The 13,981-nt window shown below is 68.9% G+C and carries 14 protein-coding genes; 9 read left to right on the top strand and 5 right to left on the bottom strand.

Going from position 1 to position 13,981, the window contains the following annotated elements:
- The first annotated feature begins 84 nt into the window (after positions 1 to 84).
- The 6 genes from ACEN9H_RS13835 to ACEN9H_RS13810 are packed head-to-tail and all read left to right on the top strand — an operon-like array spanning position 85 to position 6,155.
- On the top strand, positions 85 to 3,036 hold the full coding sequence (locus ACEN9H_RS13835) for a DUF6701 domain-containing protein (protein ID WP_413675225.1): 2,952 nt from the start codon (positions 85 to 87) through the stop codon (positions 3,034 to 3,036).
- The gene (locus tag ACEN9H_RS13830) at positions 3,033 to 3,521 is read left to right on the top strand and encodes a prepilin-type N-terminal cleavage/methylation domain-containing protein (protein WP_413675224.1); all 489 of its coding nucleotides are present in this window, start codon (positions 3,033 to 3,035) and stop codon (positions 3,519 to 3,521) included. The genes ACEN9H_RS13835 and ACEN9H_RS13830 overlap by 4 nt, the downstream gene beginning before the upstream one ends.
- Positions 3,511 to 3,972: a type IV pilus modification PilV family protein gene (locus ACEN9H_RS13825; RefSeq protein ID WP_413675223.1), complete on the top strand. Its 462-nt coding sequence runs from the start codon at positions 3,511 to 3,513 to the stop codon at positions 3,970 to 3,972. The genes ACEN9H_RS13830 and ACEN9H_RS13825 overlap by 11 nt, the downstream gene beginning before the upstream one ends.
- Entirely contained in the window at positions 3,969 to 4,823 is an 855-nt protein-coding gene (locus ACEN9H_RS13820; RefSeq protein WP_413675222.1) for a prepilin-type N-terminal cleavage/methylation domain-containing protein, read from the top strand. Before ACEN9H_RS13825 ends, ACEN9H_RS13820 begins: the two co-directional genes overlap by 4 nt.
- On the top strand, positions 4,820 to 5,287 hold the full coding sequence (locus ACEN9H_RS13815) for a hypothetical protein (protein ID WP_413675221.1): 468 nt from the start codon (positions 4,820 to 4,822) through the stop codon (positions 5,285 to 5,287). The genes ACEN9H_RS13820 and ACEN9H_RS13815 overlap by 4 nt, the downstream gene beginning before the upstream one ends.
- 4 nt (positions 5,288 to 5,291) lie before the next feature.
- Positions 5,292 to 6,155 carry a DUF817 domain-containing protein gene (locus ACEN9H_RS13810; RefSeq protein ID WP_413675220.1) on the top strand — a complete coding sequence of 288 codons (864 nt, stop codon included), beginning with the start codon at positions 5,292 to 5,294 and terminating at the stop codon, positions 6,153 to 6,155.
- Here the strand turns inward: ACEN9H_RS13810 and ACEN9H_RS13805 are convergent.
- The 3 genes from ACEN9H_RS13805 to ACEN9H_RS13795 form a co-directional block, all read right to left on the bottom strand.
- Positions 6,124 to 6,285 carry a hypothetical protein gene (locus tag ACEN9H_RS13805; protein WP_156403668.1) on the bottom strand — a complete coding sequence of 54 codons (162 nt, stop codon included), beginning with the start codon at positions 6,283 to 6,285 and terminating at the stop codon, positions 6,124 to 6,126. The genes ACEN9H_RS13810 and ACEN9H_RS13805 overlap by 32 nt on opposite strands.
- A gap of 231 nt (positions 6,286 to 6,516) precedes the next feature.
- Entirely contained in the window at positions 6,517 to 6,912 is a 396-nt protein-coding gene (locus ACEN9H_RS13800) for a nuclear transport factor 2 family protein (protein ID WP_056133226.1), read from the bottom strand.
- A 19-nt stretch (positions 6,913 to 6,931) separates the two neighbouring features.
- Positions 6,932 to 7,795: a hypothetical protein gene (locus tag ACEN9H_RS13795; RefSeq protein ID WP_413675219.1), complete on the bottom strand. Its 864-nt coding sequence runs from the start codon at positions 7,793 to 7,795 to the stop codon at positions 6,932 to 6,934.
- 141 nt (positions 7,796 to 7,936) lie between these two features.
- Between ACEN9H_RS13795 and ACEN9H_RS13790 the strand changes: the two genes are divergently transcribed.
- The gene (locus ACEN9H_RS13790) at positions 7,937 to 8,272 is read left to right on the top strand and encodes a DUF805 domain-containing protein (protein WP_371766308.1); all 336 of its coding nucleotides are present in this window, start codon (positions 7,937 to 7,939) and stop codon (positions 8,270 to 8,272) included.
- A 7-nt stretch (positions 8,273 to 8,279) separates the two neighbouring features.
- Here the strand turns inward: ACEN9H_RS13790 and ACEN9H_RS13785 are convergent, their stop codons facing one another.
- Positions 8,280 to 9,218 carry a LysR family transcriptional regulator gene (locus ACEN9H_RS13785; RefSeq protein ID WP_371766307.1) on the bottom strand — a complete coding sequence of 313 codons (939 nt, stop codon included), beginning with the start codon at positions 9,216 to 9,218 and terminating at the stop codon, positions 8,280 to 8,282.
- Positions 9,219 to 9,314: 96 nt separating this feature from the next.
- On the opposite strand from ACEN9H_RS13785, the gene metE reads away from it, so the two are divergent.
- Entirely contained in the window at positions 9,315 to 11,645 is a 2,331-nt protein-coding gene (metE, locus tag ACEN9H_RS13780) for a 5-methyltetrahydropteroyltriglutamate--homocysteine S-methyltransferase (protein WP_413675218.1), read from the top strand.
- 41 nt (positions 11,646 to 11,686) lie between these two features.
- Here metE and ACEN9H_RS13775 read toward each other — a convergent pair whose 3' ends face one another.
- The gene (locus tag ACEN9H_RS13775) at positions 11,687 to 13,210 is read right to left on the bottom strand and encodes an FAD-dependent monooxygenase (protein ID WP_413675217.1); all 1,524 of its coding nucleotides are present in this window, start codon (positions 13,208 to 13,210) and stop codon (positions 11,687 to 11,689) included.
- A 125-nt stretch (positions 13,211 to 13,335) separates the two neighbouring features.
- On the opposite strand from ACEN9H_RS13775, the gene ACEN9H_RS13770 reads away from it, so the two are divergent.
- Positions 13,336 to 13,908, top strand: coding sequence for a hypothetical protein (locus tag ACEN9H_RS13770; protein ID WP_413675216.1), 573 nt, complete (start codon positions 13,336 to 13,338; stop codon positions 13,906 to 13,908).
- Positions 13,909 to 13,981 lie beyond the last annotated feature (73 nt).

Here is a 13,981-nt window from a genome sequence, read left to right as displayed (position 1 = left end):
TCGCGCGGGCCGGTGTGGCGGGCGGCCCTCACGCAGTATTGATTTGACGAAATACGTGTTCTGCCAAGATATAATCGCCGAGACATGTTCCTGCGCCGATTTTATTTGTTGCTGCTTGTCCTGATGCTGTCCGCGGCAGGCGGCCCCGCATGCGCCGGCAACCTCTACACGTTCGGCGGCGGCAGCCCCGTGAGCAACTGCACGCTGTCCGGCGCCGTCTATACCTGCCCCAGCCTGCCGCTGCCGGCCGGGGACGACAGCATGGTGATCGCCAGCGGCTATACGGTGAAGATCACGGCCGACACCACGTTCGGCTACAACCACAGCCTCACGATGAGCGGCAGCGCCGTCCTGATGAGCACGGGCGACCTGAACATCGGCGGCGTCGCCTCGAACAACCTCAAGATCACGGGCGGCACGCTGATCGCGGGCGACGTGTTCAGCGTGGGCGCACAGAACCAGACGCTGACGGCGAACGTCCAGGCCGTCACGGCCAACCTGGGCACCGGTTCTACACTCAACCTTACGGGCAGCATCACGGCCACCGGCACCGTCAACATCGCCTCGCATGCGACGATCAACGGCCCGATCAGCGGTGCAACGATTACCACGAACTCGCCCGTCACCCTGACCGGCGACATCGTCGCGACGAATTCGTTCACGCTGGCGTCCGGCAGCACGGTCAAGGGCGACGTGACGGCGCCCGTCGTCCGGCTGATGCCGTCCAACACCTCCGTCCAGGGCAACATCACGGCCAGGACGTCGCTGCAGCTGGGATCGTCCGACAGCGTCACGGGCGACGTGACCGCCGGCACGCTGACGCTCGATTCGTCCGAGGCGACCATCTACGGCAATGCGACGATCGACAGCGGCATCTTCAACTGGCACGGCCGCGTGACGAAGACGATCTACTGCTCGGGCGGCACCACCACCGGCAAGTGCGACTGCGTACAGAACGGCAGCGGCTACGACGTGAACACGTCCATGGGACCGCGCTGCCAGGGCAACGTCGTGGCGCTGGATCACTTCCTCATCAACTACAACCCGGCGGGCAGCGTGTGCGCGCCGTCGTCGGTGACGATCACCGCCTGCGCCAACCAGGCGTGCACGGCCACGTACGGCGGCGGCGCCACCGTGACGCTGGCCCCGACGGGCCAGTCCGTGGCGATCCCCACGTCCGGCAGCGTGAAGGCGGCCGTGAGCTGGACCCAGGCCGGCACGTTCACCCTGGGCGTGTCCGGCGCGACGACGGCCAACGCCACCACGTGCGTCCGCACGGACACGAGCCAGGCCGCCGACTGCAAGGTCGCCGTGGCCAGTTCCGCGTACACGATGACGATGAGCGCCGACGCCGCCTACGCGGAGGCGCCCTCGCCCCCGCAGCTCACGATGGCAGCCGTGCGCTACGACGCGAAACAGAATACGTGCGTGCCGCTGTTCAACAACGTGGATCGCAACATCAATTTCACCTGCGCCTACAGCAATCCGGCGAGCGGTACGTTGCCCGTACGCCTGAACAATATCCCCCTGAACAGCGGCCAGAACGCCGCGGCGGCTTGCGACGGCACCGGCGCGACCGTCAAGCTCACCTTCAACGAGGAAGGCAAGGCGAGCGTGCCGCTGCAATACGCGGACGCCGGTGAGGTGACCGTCAAGGCGACCGACAGCGGCGCCGGCAGTCCGCCGTCGGCGAACGTCAAGGCGACGTTCGTGCCCAAGGCGTTCACGCTCGCGCTGGCGAACGCCAATGTCCCTTACGTGGCCGGCAAGGAGTTTACGGCGACGGTGACGGCCCTGAATGCCGCGTCGACCCCGGCCGTGACCCGGAACTTCGGCCGCGAGCAGATAGCGGAAAGCGCGAAGCTCGTGCCGGTGACGTGCCAGCCCAGCAACGGCAACGGCCTGCTCGCGCAGACGCCTTCGTCCGTCCTTGCCGGCGTGCAGACGCTCAAGGCCACGTGGAGCGAAACGGGCCGCATCGACCTCGTCGCATCGCTCGCCAACGGCGCCGGCTACCTGGGAACGGGCCTGCTGCCCGCCAGCGCGGCGACCGGCAGCGCCACCACGGGATGCGCCGGCGGTGTCGGCGCGTTCAGCCCGGCCTACTTCACGTTCGACACGGATACCGACTGGAAGCGCACGTCCGGCTTCTACGGGGGCACGCTGGCGCAATACTATTCCGGCGAACCCGCGATCAAGCTGACGGTCACCGCGCGCAACCTGCAGAACGGCGTCACGCAGAACTACGACACCACGAATGCGCGCGACGTCTTGTTCACGGGCTTGAACGCCGACGGCAGCGCGCTGGCGGCCGGCGGCGCGTTCAGCCGCTCGCCCGGCTACCTGGCCACCGACCTCGTGGGCAAGGCGCAATTGCGGGCAGCGGACTTCAAGGCCGGCGTCGCCACATGGGCCGGCAGCTACACGTTCACGAAATCGCCGACGGCGCAGACCCGGCTGCGCGTGCGCGCGACCGAGGATCTGCCCGCCGAACAATACCCCGCCAGCTCGTCGGCGCTTCCCGCCACGGCCGGCGCCGAACCGACGCTACTGGTCCGCAGCGGCCGCATCCGCCTGCCCAGCCGGTTCGGCCCCGCCGGGACCCCGCTGAGCATTCCCGTGTCGATCGAGTACTACACGGGCCAGATGTGGATCGTGAACGCCGAGGACTCCACCACCGCCCTGCCGGCCGGCATCGTGTCGACGGGGACGGCCGTGCCGGGTCTCACGCTCTCGTCCACGCTGTCGCCGGCATTCACGGGCGGCAAGGCCGTCCTCACGTTGACGCCCAACGTCGCCGCCCACGTCAGCGTGCCGTTCGCGCTCAACCTGGGGACGACGGCCGCCAACACGTCCTGCTACGCCAGCCGGGGCGCGGGCATGACGACCAGCACCGGGGCCGCCCTCGCCTTCCTGCGCAGCGCCGACGCTTCCTGCGCCGCCGCCGGCAACGTCGACCCGTCCGCGCTCGCCACGTTCGGCGTCTACGCGCCGGAGACGAAGCGCATCATCCACACGCGCGAGGTGTTCCGATGACACGCCCTGCCCGTCGCGGCGGCTTCACGATCGTCGAGCTGGTCGTGGTGATGATCATCATCGCCGCGCTGGCCGCCATCGGCATCCCGCGCCTTACGGGCGACAAGTCGGCGGAAGCGGCCGTGTTCGGCGACCAGGTCGTCAGCGGCCTGCGCCGCGCGCAGAAGATCGCGATGGGACACCGGCGCGTCGTGTCCGCGAACGTCGGGCCGAAGGCCGTCGTGCTGCGCGTGAACGGCAGCAACAACGGCTGGATCGCGCTGAACGGCGTCGGCGACGACGACTATGCGACGAGCGACAGCGCGCTCACGGTCACGACCGGCAGCCTGCCGGCCACCCTGTACTTCCAGCCGGACGGCCGCATCACGACGGACATCGGCGGCGCGGCCGCCTGGGCGGGCAGCCTGTCCGTCGCGGGCGCCGTCAACGGCGGTATCACTTTCCGCACCATCACCGTACAAGGCGCGACCGGCTATGTTGAATAAAGTGAGGCGCAGCGCCGGCGTCACGCTGGTCGAACTGATCGTCGCCCTCGTCATCATGGGCGTCGCGCTCGGCGGCATGGTCGCCGTGTACACGGCCACGACGCGGTCCAGCGTGGATCCCGTCCTCGTGCAGCAGATGCAGTCGATCGCGGACAACATGATGGAAGAAATCCTGATGAAACCCTTCGCGCCGGGGCCGGGCACCGGGGCGCGCATCAACTACGACGACGTCAGGGACTACAACGGCTATGGCAAGGGCTTGACGGGCATCCGCGACGTCGAAGGCAACCTGATTCCAGGGCTGGAGCGGTACTCGGTGAGCGTCGAGGCCGTGACTGCGGCGCTGGCCGGCGTCGCGTCGACGGAGGACGCCGTGCGCGTCGTCGTCACCGTGTCCATGCCGGGGGCCGGCGCCGTCGTGCTGACCGGCTGGAGGACCAACCCATCATGACCCGCCAGCGCGGCTTCACCCTCGTCGAACTGATCGTCGTGATGGTCATCGTCGGCGTCATCGCCGGCGTGCTCGTGCTGCAGATCCGGCCCGCCATGCAATCCTATCTCTCGATCCGCCAGCGCGCGAACCTCACGAGCCAGGCCGATACCGCGCTGCGCCGCATCCTGTGGGAAGTGCGCACGGCCGTGCCGAATTCGCTGCGCTATACGTGGACGGATGGGCAGAACCAGTGCATCGAATTCGTGCCGACGAAGGACGGCGGCCGGTTCCGCACGGCGGCGGACTACGAACATGCCGTCGCCGGCAACCCGTTCACCCGCGACGTCGCCACGGATACGTTCGACACCCTGACGCGCATCGACGCCAGCTATGCAGGCGATTACCTGTTCATCGGCAACGTGAACGGGAACGACGTCTACAACCCCGCCAACAGCTGGGTCATCAAGAGCATCGCCGACGCCGCCACGACGACCCAGGGCCGGAACACGGTGACCCTCGCCGCGCCGGCGACGCTGCCGGCCGGCTACGAGGGCGGCCGTTTCGTCGTCATCCCGAAGCTCGAGCGGGCCGTGACCTACACGTGCACCCGGCAAGGCACGGACGGCGCCGGGACGGGCACGGGCGTCATCTACCGCGTCACTGGCTACACACCGGGCACGACGCCGGCGAAGACCTGTCCGGCGACCGGCGCGATCCTCGTCGCGAAGGTCAGCGACTGCAACTTCCTGTACCGCGAAAGCCAGGGCGCCACCCAGCAGAGCGGCTACCTGCAGCTGCGCCTCGGCCTGGCCGAAGGCGGCGAATCGGCCCGGCTGACGATGGGCGCCCACGTGGAGAACACGCCATGACGGCCCGGCGCGCGGGCGGGTTCGCATACATCGCGGCCATCATCTTCCTCGTCGTGCTGGCCGGCTTCGCGCTGGCCGTGCTGCGCCTGTCGGAGACGGAGCAGGCCACCGTCAACCAGTCCTTCCTCGGCACCCGCGCGAGCCTCGCCGCGCGCACGGGGCTCGAATGGGCGTTCTACAAATTGAAAGCCAAGGACGCGACGTGCGATACCGTGAAGACCGTGCCGGATTTCAGGAAGGACACCGGCTTCACGGTGAACGTGGGGTGCGCCACGCAGACGTATGACGAAGGGCTCGGGCCGGACGGCAAAACGGTGAAAAAGGTCATCTTCGAGCTGACCGCCACGGCCTGCAACGGCAGCATCTGCCCGGGTAGCGACGCCGACCTCGCGAACCCGGACTACGTCGAGCGCAAGCGCACGGCGTCGATCTGCGTCGCCTCCAACGGCACGGACTGCTACTGAGCCCATGCTCCCCCGCGCCCCGCTCTCGCTCGCCGCGCTGGACACGTTGCTGACCGACGCCCGCACCCGCCGCATCGAGGGCTGGCGCCGCGGTGCGCTCGAATTCCTGATGTTCGGGATCAAGGAAGCGCGGGCATGCCTGTTCGCAGGGCTGTTCTTCGCCTGCGTGCTGCTGGTGCCCCGCGCCGGCCTGCTCGGCGTGCCCCGCTACGACCTGCTGCTCGTGGCGGCGCTGGCGATCCAGGCGTGGATGCTGAAGAGCGGGCTGGAGACCCGCGACGAGCTGAAGGCGATCTGCCTGTTCCACGCGCTCGGCTTCGCGCTGGAGGCGTTCAAGACGTCCAGCGGCATCAAGTCGTGGAGTTATCCGGACTTCGCCTACACGAAGGTGCTGGGCGTGCCGCTGTTCTCGGGGTTCATGTACGCGGCGGTGGGCAGCTACATCATCCAGGCGTGGCGCCTGCTCGACCTGCGGGTCCGCCACCATCCGCCGTACTGGATGGCGGCGCTCGTCGCGCTGCTGATTTACCTGAACTTCTTCACGCACCACGCGCTGGGGGATGTGCGCTGGTATCTGGCGGCCGTCGCGCTCGGGCTCTACGCTCGCACGACCGTCAGCTTCCGCCCGCTGGACCGCGAGCGGCGCATGCCGCTGCTACTGGGATTCGTGCTGACCGGGTTCTTCATCTGGCTGGCGGAGAACCTCGGCACGTTCTGGGGGGTGTGGCGTTATCCGAACCAGCTGGGCGCCTGGTCGGCCGTCCACGTCAGCAAGTGGAGTTCGTGGTCGCTACTGGTCATCATGACGTTCACGATCGTCGCGAACCTCAAGCACGTCAAAGCGCGGATACATGTACCAGAGCAGTGACGCCGGTCTTGGCCAGCGCCATCGCCACGGGCAAGGCACACAGCACGATCATCACACCGATACGCACGCGGCGCGCGCGCTGTTTCTGTTCCTCGAAACGGGAAACGCGGAATCCTGCATCTTGGTTCATGGAAGTCCCTTCATGTGTTATGAATAAGCCAATCATAATATGGAGTTGGAGAAACCCGCGACACGAATGGATTTCCCGACAATCCGATGCCACCCCGATAAGTTACATTGCGCTGGGGTAAAAGATCAGATTACACCTCCTGGCTATACAAATCCATGAGACAGATCTAACCAAGGTCAAATTCCGCAAGATCGTCTGATTTTATCCACGACAGAGTGGCAACCGACCGGCTCAGCTGCGGTCGACGACGAGCGCGAGTTGTCCATCGCGCACGACGAATTCCGACTCGCCCCGCACCGCGAGCCGGGTGCCGGCCGGTGGCCCGCCGGGCACGTCGATGGCGAGCTGGCCGCGCCAGGCGATGGCTGCGACGAGGGTGTCGCCGCGCGGCGCCAGCGCCGTCACCCGCTGCTCGCGCTCGGCGAACATCGTCCGCGCCTGTTCCGCCAGGATGCGGAAGGCGTCGCGGCCGTCGCTGGCCGCCGTCAGGTGGCCGCCGGACCAGTTCTCGAAACGGACGTCGGGGCTCAGCGTATCGAGCATGCCGTCCACGTCGAAGGCGTTGTAGGCCGCCACGTAGCGCTCGATCAGGGCGAGGGCAGCCGGTGCGATGCAGGCATGGGACATCGGTCTCTCCTTTCTCGTTTCACGTAAAACGCCAGGCGATGGCGGATGCGTCGTCCGCCGTTTTCGCCGCCAGTCCGACAGCCTCCTTGCCGGCCTCGAACGCGCGCAGCTCGTCGAGCAGCGCGTCCAGCCCGCGCGCGCGGCACGCGTCCAGCAGGCTGCCGTCCGAGTGCAGGCCGTAGGTGTCGACAAGGCGGTACAAGCCGTCGCTGAGCACCAGCAGCAGCGCGCCCGGCGGTGCCGTCACCCGCGTCCTGCGCGCCGCGAACGGTCCGCGCGGCTCCAGGCACAGGACCGCGGGACTCGCCGCCGTGTTCTGTTCGTGGCGGCGTGCGCGCAGCATCGGCAGCAGCCGCGTCCAGCGCTCGCCCGGATCGAGGATGCCTTCGGCGACGAGCGCCGCGACCGCGGCCTGCGTCGCCTGTTCCTGCGGGTTCTCGAAGGGGTCGAGGTCGCGTACGGTGCCGTCGGGGAGTTGCAGCAGGATCTTGCTGTCGCCGAGGCAGTACAGGTCCAGCGTGTGGCCGGCGGCGGCGTCCGGGTCGGACACGCGCACCCACGCGAGCGTCGCGATCGGCCAGGCGTACGGCGGCACGTCGGCGTGGCCGCGGGCGGCGCGGTAGGCGGCGCGCGTGTGGTCCAGCGCTTCCAGCACGAGCGCGTCCTGGCTCCCCTCCGCGCGCAGCACGCGGCCCAGGTCCTGCGCGAAGCGGCGCACGAACCAGGCCGGATCGCTGGCGCCGGACGCCACGCAGCGCTCGGGCGTGAGCGGCGTCGCGCCGTCCATCAGCACGAGGTCCGTATGACCGTCGCGCTCATACACGACGACGACGTCTTCGTTGATCCGGCCCTTGCCGGCCGACGAAGCGAGGGTGTACCGCATGCTTGCTCCCATCCGTGTTGTCGTCGTTACTATAAGCCATCCGGATGACGTACGGATGAACCGTGCGCGGCGTGAACATTGGAGAGTTTGTCTCGTGCGTTTTCGCGTACGATGCTATCGGACTTACAACACGAGGACACCATGACGTTCATCGAATCGATCCAGACCTGCTTCCAGAAATACGCCAACTTCGAGGGCACGGCACGCCGTTCCGAATACTGGTGGTTCTTCCTGTTCCTCGTCATCGCGAGCATGATCCTCGGCCAGATCAGCACGACCCTGTCGATCGTGTTCTCGCTCGCCACGCTGCTGCCGTCGATCGCCGTCGCCACGCGCCGCCTGCACGACACGGACCGCAGCGGCTGGTGGCAGCTGATCAGCTTCGTGCCGATCGTCGGCATCATCGTCCTGATCGTGTTCCTGGCCCAGGACAGCCGCCCGAACCGCTACGGCGCCGCCCCGGCCTACGCGGTCTGAGGCCTGCTCACAGCAGCCGGATGCCCGGCAAGGTCCGCAACGACGTCTCGCGCATCACCTGCACGAAATCCTCCAGGTAGGCGTCGTCGCGGCCGCGTTCTCCCTTCGCCTGGCGCATGACCGCGTACAGGCGCCCCGTCAATCCGCCCTCCCCGATGCGCTGCTGCGCCACGTAGCCTCGCTGCAGGTACGTCTGCACGGCCCACAGCGGCAGCGCCGCGAAGCCCCGCCCGCTCGCCACCAGTTGCAGCATCGCCACCGTCAGCTCCGTCGTGCGGCGCGGCGGTTCCACGCCCGCGGGCCGCAGCACCTGGCGCACGAGATCCAGCATCTCGTCCGGCACCGGGTACGTGATCAGGGTCTGATCCGCGAAGTCGGCCGCCACGAGATGGTCGCGCGCCAGCAACGGATGGCCCAGCGGCAGGATCGCCACGATGTCGAACTCGAACAGCGGGTAGACGCCGACGTCGCGCTCGTCCGCATCGACCTCCGACACGATGGCGACGTCGGCGCGGTCCTGGTGCAGCAGCCCGACGGGGTCCGACTGGAAGCCCGACACGATGTCCTGCTCGACCTCCGGCCAGCGCAGGCGCAGCGCATCCATCGACGGCATCAACCAGTCGAAGCACGTGTGGCACTCGACGGCGATGCGCAGCTTGCCCGCGCCGTGGCCAGTCAGGCGCGCGATGTCGCGCTCGGCCCGGTCGACGGCCGGTATCACGTCCTGCGCCAGCTCCAGCAGGCGCCGGCCGGCGGGCGTGAACGCGACGGGCGCGGACTTGCGCTCGAACAGCGTCAACCCATAGAACTCTTCCAGCGCCTTCAGCTGGTGCGACAGTGCGGATTGCGTCACGTTCTGCAGCGCGGCCGCGCGCGACACGCTGCCGGATTCAAGGAGGGCCAGCAAGGTGCGCAGGTGGCGCAGGTCGAGGATCGAGGTCGGCATGAGCGGAATTCATCTGGACAGAAAAATAATTCGTTTGAATTATGCCGGTTGCTCATCGATGATGACAAGACTTATTCATCCAGATGAGGCAACAACATGATCAAAACTCATATTCTCGGTTACCCCCGCATCGGCGCCCAGCGCGAGCTGAAATTAGCGCTGGAGCGCCACTGGCGCGGCGAGATCGACGAGCCGGCGCTGGAAGCCGTCGCCGCCGAGCTGCGCGCACGCCACTGGGCCGACCAGCGCGCGGCCGGCCTGGACTTCGTCGGCGTGGGCGATTTCGCGTTCTACGACCAGGTGGCCGACCACGTGCTGCTGTTCGGCTGCGCGCCGGCGCGCTTCGGCTTCACCGGCGCCGAAACGCCGCTGCAGCAACTGTTCACCCTCGCGCGCGGCGTGGCGACGGAGGCGCACGACGATTGCGGCTGCGGGCACGCCTCCCATGGCAAGCCGGCGCTGGAGATGACCAAGTGGTTCGACACGAACTACCACTACCTGGTGCCGGAATTCGATGCGGCCACGCGCTTCGCACTGGCTCCCGACCTCCTGCTGGACCAGGTGGCGCAGGCGCGCACGCTGGGCCACGCCGTCAAGGTCACGCTGGTCGGTCCGCTGTCGTTCCTGTGGCTGGGCAAGGCCAAGGATGGCGCCGACCGCCTCGCGCTGCTGGACGCGCTGCTGCCGGTGTACTGCGACCTGCTGGCCCGCCTGAAGGCAGCCGGCGCAGAGTGGGTGCAACTGGACGAGCCGATCCTCGGCCTGGACCTGCCGGGCGACTGGTCGCTCGCGTTCGAACGGGCGTATCACCTGCTGCATGGCGCCGGCGTGCCGCTGCTGCTGGCCACGTACTTCTCGCCGCTGCAGGAAAACCTGAGCCTCGCCTGCAAGCTCCCGGTCGCCGGCCTGCACGTGGACGGCGTCCGTGCGCCGGAAGAGCTGCGCCCGGTCGCCGACTGGCTGCCGGACCACAAGGTGCTGTCGGTCGGCATCGTCGACGGCCGCAACATCTGGCGCGCCGATCTCGACGCCTGCCTCGAACGCCTGCGGCCGGTGCTTGAGCGCCGCGCCGGCGCCGTGTGGCTCGCGCCTTCCTGCTCGCTGCTGCACGTGCCGTTCACGCTCGCCCACGACGCCGCCCTCGACGCCGAACTGCGCACCTGGCTGGCCGGTGCGCGTGAAAAACTGAACGAGCTACGCATCCTGAAACAGGTATTGACCGGCGGCGAACGGGCCGTTGCGATGGATCTCGCCGCCGCCCGCGCGGCGCTGGCCGCCCGCCGCGCCAGCCCGCGCGTCGCGCGCCCCGACGTGGCCGCCGCACTGGCCGCGCTGCCGCCGGACGCCGACCGCCGCGCCGCCCCGTTCGTGCAACGCCAGGCCGTGCAGCGCGCCCGCTTCGACCTGCCCGCGTTCCCGACCACGACGATCGGCTCGTTCCCGCAAACCCCCGCCATCCGCGCCGCACGTGCGGCGTGGCGCCGCGGCGACCTGGCGGATGCCGCGTACGACACCGCGATGCGCGCCGAGATCGCCCATGCCGTCCGTGTACAGGAAGAGCTTGGGCTGGACGTGCTCGTGCACGGCGAGGCCGAGCGCAACGACATGGTCGAATACTTCGGCGAGCAATTGGACGGTTTCGCGTTCAGCGCCAACGGCTGGGTGCAGTCGTACGGCTCGCGCTGCGTGAAGCCGCCCGTGCTGTACGGCGACGTGGCCCGCCCCGCGCCGATGACGGTGGCGTGGACCGCCTACGCGCAAAGCCTCACGGCGCGGCCGATGAAGGGCATGCTGACGGGGCCCGTCACGATCCTGCAATGGTCGTTCGTGCGCAACGACCAGCCGCGCGCCCTCACCTGCGCCCAGATCGCGCTGGCGATCCGCGCCGAAGTCTGCGACCTGGAACGGGCCGGCATCGGCATCGTCCAGATCGACGAGCCGGCGCTGCGCGAAGGCCTGCCGCTGCGCCGTGCGAGCCGCGACGCCTACCTGGACTGGGCCGGACGCGCGTTCCGCATCGCCGCCAGCGGCGTCGCCGACGCGACGCAGATCCACACCCACATGTGCTACGCCGAGTTCAACGACATCCTGCCGGCCATCGCGGCGCTCGACGCCGACGTGATCACCATCGAGACGAGCCGCTCGGACATGGAACTGCTGGCCGGTTTCGGCGCGTTCGCGTACCCGAACGAGATCGGTCCGGGCGTGTACGACATCCACTCGCCGCGCGTCCCGGCGACGTCCGACATGGTGCGCCTGCTGCGCAAGGCGAGCGCCGTCGTGCCGGCGGACCGGCTGTGGGTGAACCCGGACTGCGGGCTCAAGACGCGGGCCTGGCCGGAGACGGAAGCGGCGCTGCGCAACATGGTGGCGGCGGCGCGGTTGTTGCGGGATGAAGCGGGTGGTGGGCAGGTGCAGGCGGCTTGACTCCATGTACGTCGTTCCCGCGCACGCGGGGACGACGCGATTCACGCCGGGTGAATGCCGCGTTCCGTAAAATACGCCTCCAGCGTATCCCGCTCCCCCGCCCGGTCCACCAGCGCGACATACGTATCCGGACGCACGAGATAGACCGCGTCGCGCACGAGACCGGCCGCCTGGCACGCGTCGCACCAGTCGTAGCGGTACAGTGCGATGCCGCGCCCGGCGCACCAGGCCTGCAGCGCCGGCGCCGCCTCGCCGTACACGTGCACCTGCCACGCGATCGCCGCCAGCGGCGCGTGGTTGTCCGGACCGCCGCCGTAGCCCGTCCACGGCAGCCGGTCACCGCCGCGCACGTGGCCCGCGCTGCCGGCCGACAGCGGGCTGTCGGGATAATGGATGCCCATCTGCGACAGCACGCGGAACATGAACGCCCGCACCGGTTCGATGCCGTATGCGGCCGACGCGAACAGGGGTGCGATGTGCGTGCGCACGAAGTCGGCGAACCCGCCCTCGGCGACGACGAACGAGAACGCGCGGTCCGTCGTCTCGACCAGCCGCTGGGCGAACGCCTTGCGCTCGGCCTCGTAGGTATCGATGAGCGTTTCCGGCGCCCGGCCCCGCAGCGCGTGGGCCAGCTTCCACGCGACGTTGATCGCGTCGCCGATCCCCGTGTTCATGCCCTGGCCGCCGGCCGGGCTGTGGACGTGGGCCGCGTCGCCCAGCAGCAGCGCCCGTCCGGACCGGTAATGCCCCGTCACGCGGTGGTGCACGCGGTAGGTCGAGAACCAGTTCACCTGGCGGATGGTCAAGCCCAGGCTCGCGATGGCGCGCTGGCGCACGTCGTCGAACGCCAGCGTGTGGCCCTCGCGCACCTCGGCGTCGCGTACGGCGCCGATCAGCCGGGCATTGCCCTGCTGGTCATACGAGAACAGCGCGGCGAAATCCCCCTCCTCCAGCGACAGGTGGATCTCCCCGTTCGCCGCCGGCCCGCTCACCGCCACGTCGGCGACGTAGAACGTGTGCTGGTACGTGCCGCCTTCGAAACCGGTCCCCAGTTGATGGCGCACGACGGAGTGCGCGCCATCGCACCCGGCCAGCCAGGCGGCGCGGCACACCGATTCGCCCGCCGGGCCGCGCAGCCGCGCCGTCACGCCCGCCGCATCCTGCTCGAAGCCCAGCAGTTCGGTATTGCGCTCCACCGTTACGCCCGCCTCCTCCAGGCGGCGCACGAGCACCCGTTCGTGGCGGTCCTGCGGATAGATCAGCACGAACGGATACGGGGTCAGTTCGCGGCCGGCGTCGCGGAAGGACAGGCGCGTGCGACGTTCGCCCTTCACCCACAGATTGATGGCCGGGTTGCGCAGGCCGCCCCCGACGATCTCGTCCACCAGGTCGAGCTGGCGGTACAGCTCCAGCGTGCGCGCCTGCACGGCCATCGCGCGCGAGCTCGTGCCGGGCCCCGCGCTGCGGTCCACGATCCGCACGCCGACGCCCTGGCGCACGAGCCACAGGGCCAGCACGAGGCCCGTCGGTCCGGCCCCCGCGATCAGTACTTCGGTCTCGTCCATGTCGCCTCCTCGCAGGAAAGAATGACAGGAAATCCGCCGCATACGGCGCACGATAACGATACAGTATGTTACGCGCGTCCCGCTACAATGCTCCGCTCGGGCTCGTTAGAGGAAAGGATGGCGCCGTGAACATCGTCTGCATCGCCTGGGGTTCGCTGATCTGGGAACCCGGCCCCTTGAAGCTGGCGTCGGACTGGCAGCCGGACGGTCCGGCCCTGCCGCTGGAATTCGTGCGCGACAGCGACGACAGCGCCGAACTGGCCCTCGTCCTGCACGCGCCCGCGCCGCCCATGCCCACGCGCTGGGCGCGGCTCGACGCGGCCGGCCTCGATGACGCCCGCGAGATGCTGCGCCGGCGCGAAAAGATCCGGCCCGAGTATCCGCAATGGGTCGGCAGCCTGCCCGACCCGGTACCGCCCGGCCTGCCCGCGAAGACGCCGGCGTCCATCGTGGCGTGCATCGCGGACTGGGTGGCGACCCGTGACGTCGATGCGGTCGTGTGGACGGCGCTGCCGGCCAAGTTTGCCGGCGTCAGCGAACGGGCGCCCAGCCCCCACGAGGCGGTCGCGCTGCTGGCCGGGCTGCAGGGGGACGAGCGGGCCAGGGCGGAGGAATACGTGCGCCGGATTCCGGGGGACATCCGGACGTTGTATCGCGGGGTGATCGAGGAACGGCTGGGCTGGACGCCCCACCAATAAGCCGTCATTCCCGCGCAGGCGGGAATCCATGCCGAGTGTCCCCGTTCAGATCAGTATGGGTCCCCGCTTGCGC

Source organism: Massilia cellulosiltytica (assembly GCF_047325105.1).
Classification (GTDB): domain Bacteria; phylum Pseudomonadota; class Gammaproteobacteria; order Burkholderiales; family Burkholderiaceae_D; genus Telluria; species Telluria orientalis.
Note: the sequence above shows the minus strand (reverse complement) of the source record. Positions and strands in the feature narration are given on the sequence as shown.

Coding starts and splice junctions, on each gene's coding strand:
- ACEN9H_RS13835 (WP_413675225.1), top strand. CDS start 85: ATGTTCCTGCGCCGATTTTATTTGTTGCTGCTTGTCCTGATGCTGTCC.
- ACEN9H_RS13830 (WP_413675224.1), top strand. CDS start 3,033: ATGACACGCCCTGCCCGTCGCGGCGGCTTCACGATCGTCGAGCTGGTC.
- ACEN9H_RS13825 (WP_413675223.1), top strand. CDS start 3,511: ATGTTGAATAAAGTGAGGCGCAGCGCCGGCGTCACGCTGGTCGAACTG.
- ACEN9H_RS13820 (WP_413675222.1), top strand. CDS start 3,969: ATGACCCGCCAGCGCGGCTTCACCCTCGTCGAACTGATCGTCGTGATG.
- ACEN9H_RS13815 (WP_413675221.1), top strand. CDS start 4,820: ATGACGGCCCGGCGCGCGGGCGGGTTCGCATACATCGCGGCCATCATC.
- ACEN9H_RS13810 (WP_413675220.1), top strand. CDS start 5,292: ATGCTCCCCCGCGCCCCGCTCTCGCTCGCCGCGCTGGACACGTTGCTG.
- ACEN9H_RS13805 (WP_156403668.1), bottom strand. CDS start 6,285: ATGAACCAAGATGCAGGATTCCGCGTTTCCCGTTTCGAGGAACAGAAA.
- ACEN9H_RS13800 (WP_056133226.1), bottom strand. CDS start 6,912: ATGTCCCATGCCTGCATCGCACCGGCTGCCCTCGCCCTGATCGAGCGC.
- ACEN9H_RS13795 (WP_413675219.1), bottom strand. CDS start 7,795: ATGCGGTACACCCTCGCTTCGTCGGCCGGCAAGGGCCGGATCAACGAA.
- ACEN9H_RS13790 (WP_371766308.1), top strand. CDS start 7,937: ATGACGTTCATCGAATCGATCCAGACCTGCTTCCAGAAATACGCCAAC.
- ACEN9H_RS13785 (WP_371766307.1), bottom strand. CDS start 9,218: ATGCCGACCTCGATCCTCGACCTGCGCCACCTGCGCACCTTGCTGGCC.
- metE (WP_413675218.1), top strand. CDS start 9,315: ATGATCAAAACTCATATTCTCGGTTACCCCCGCATCGGCGCCCAGCGC.
- ACEN9H_RS13775 (WP_413675217.1), bottom strand. CDS start 13,210: ATGGACGAGACCGAAGTACTGATCGCGGGGGCCGGACCGACGGGCCTC.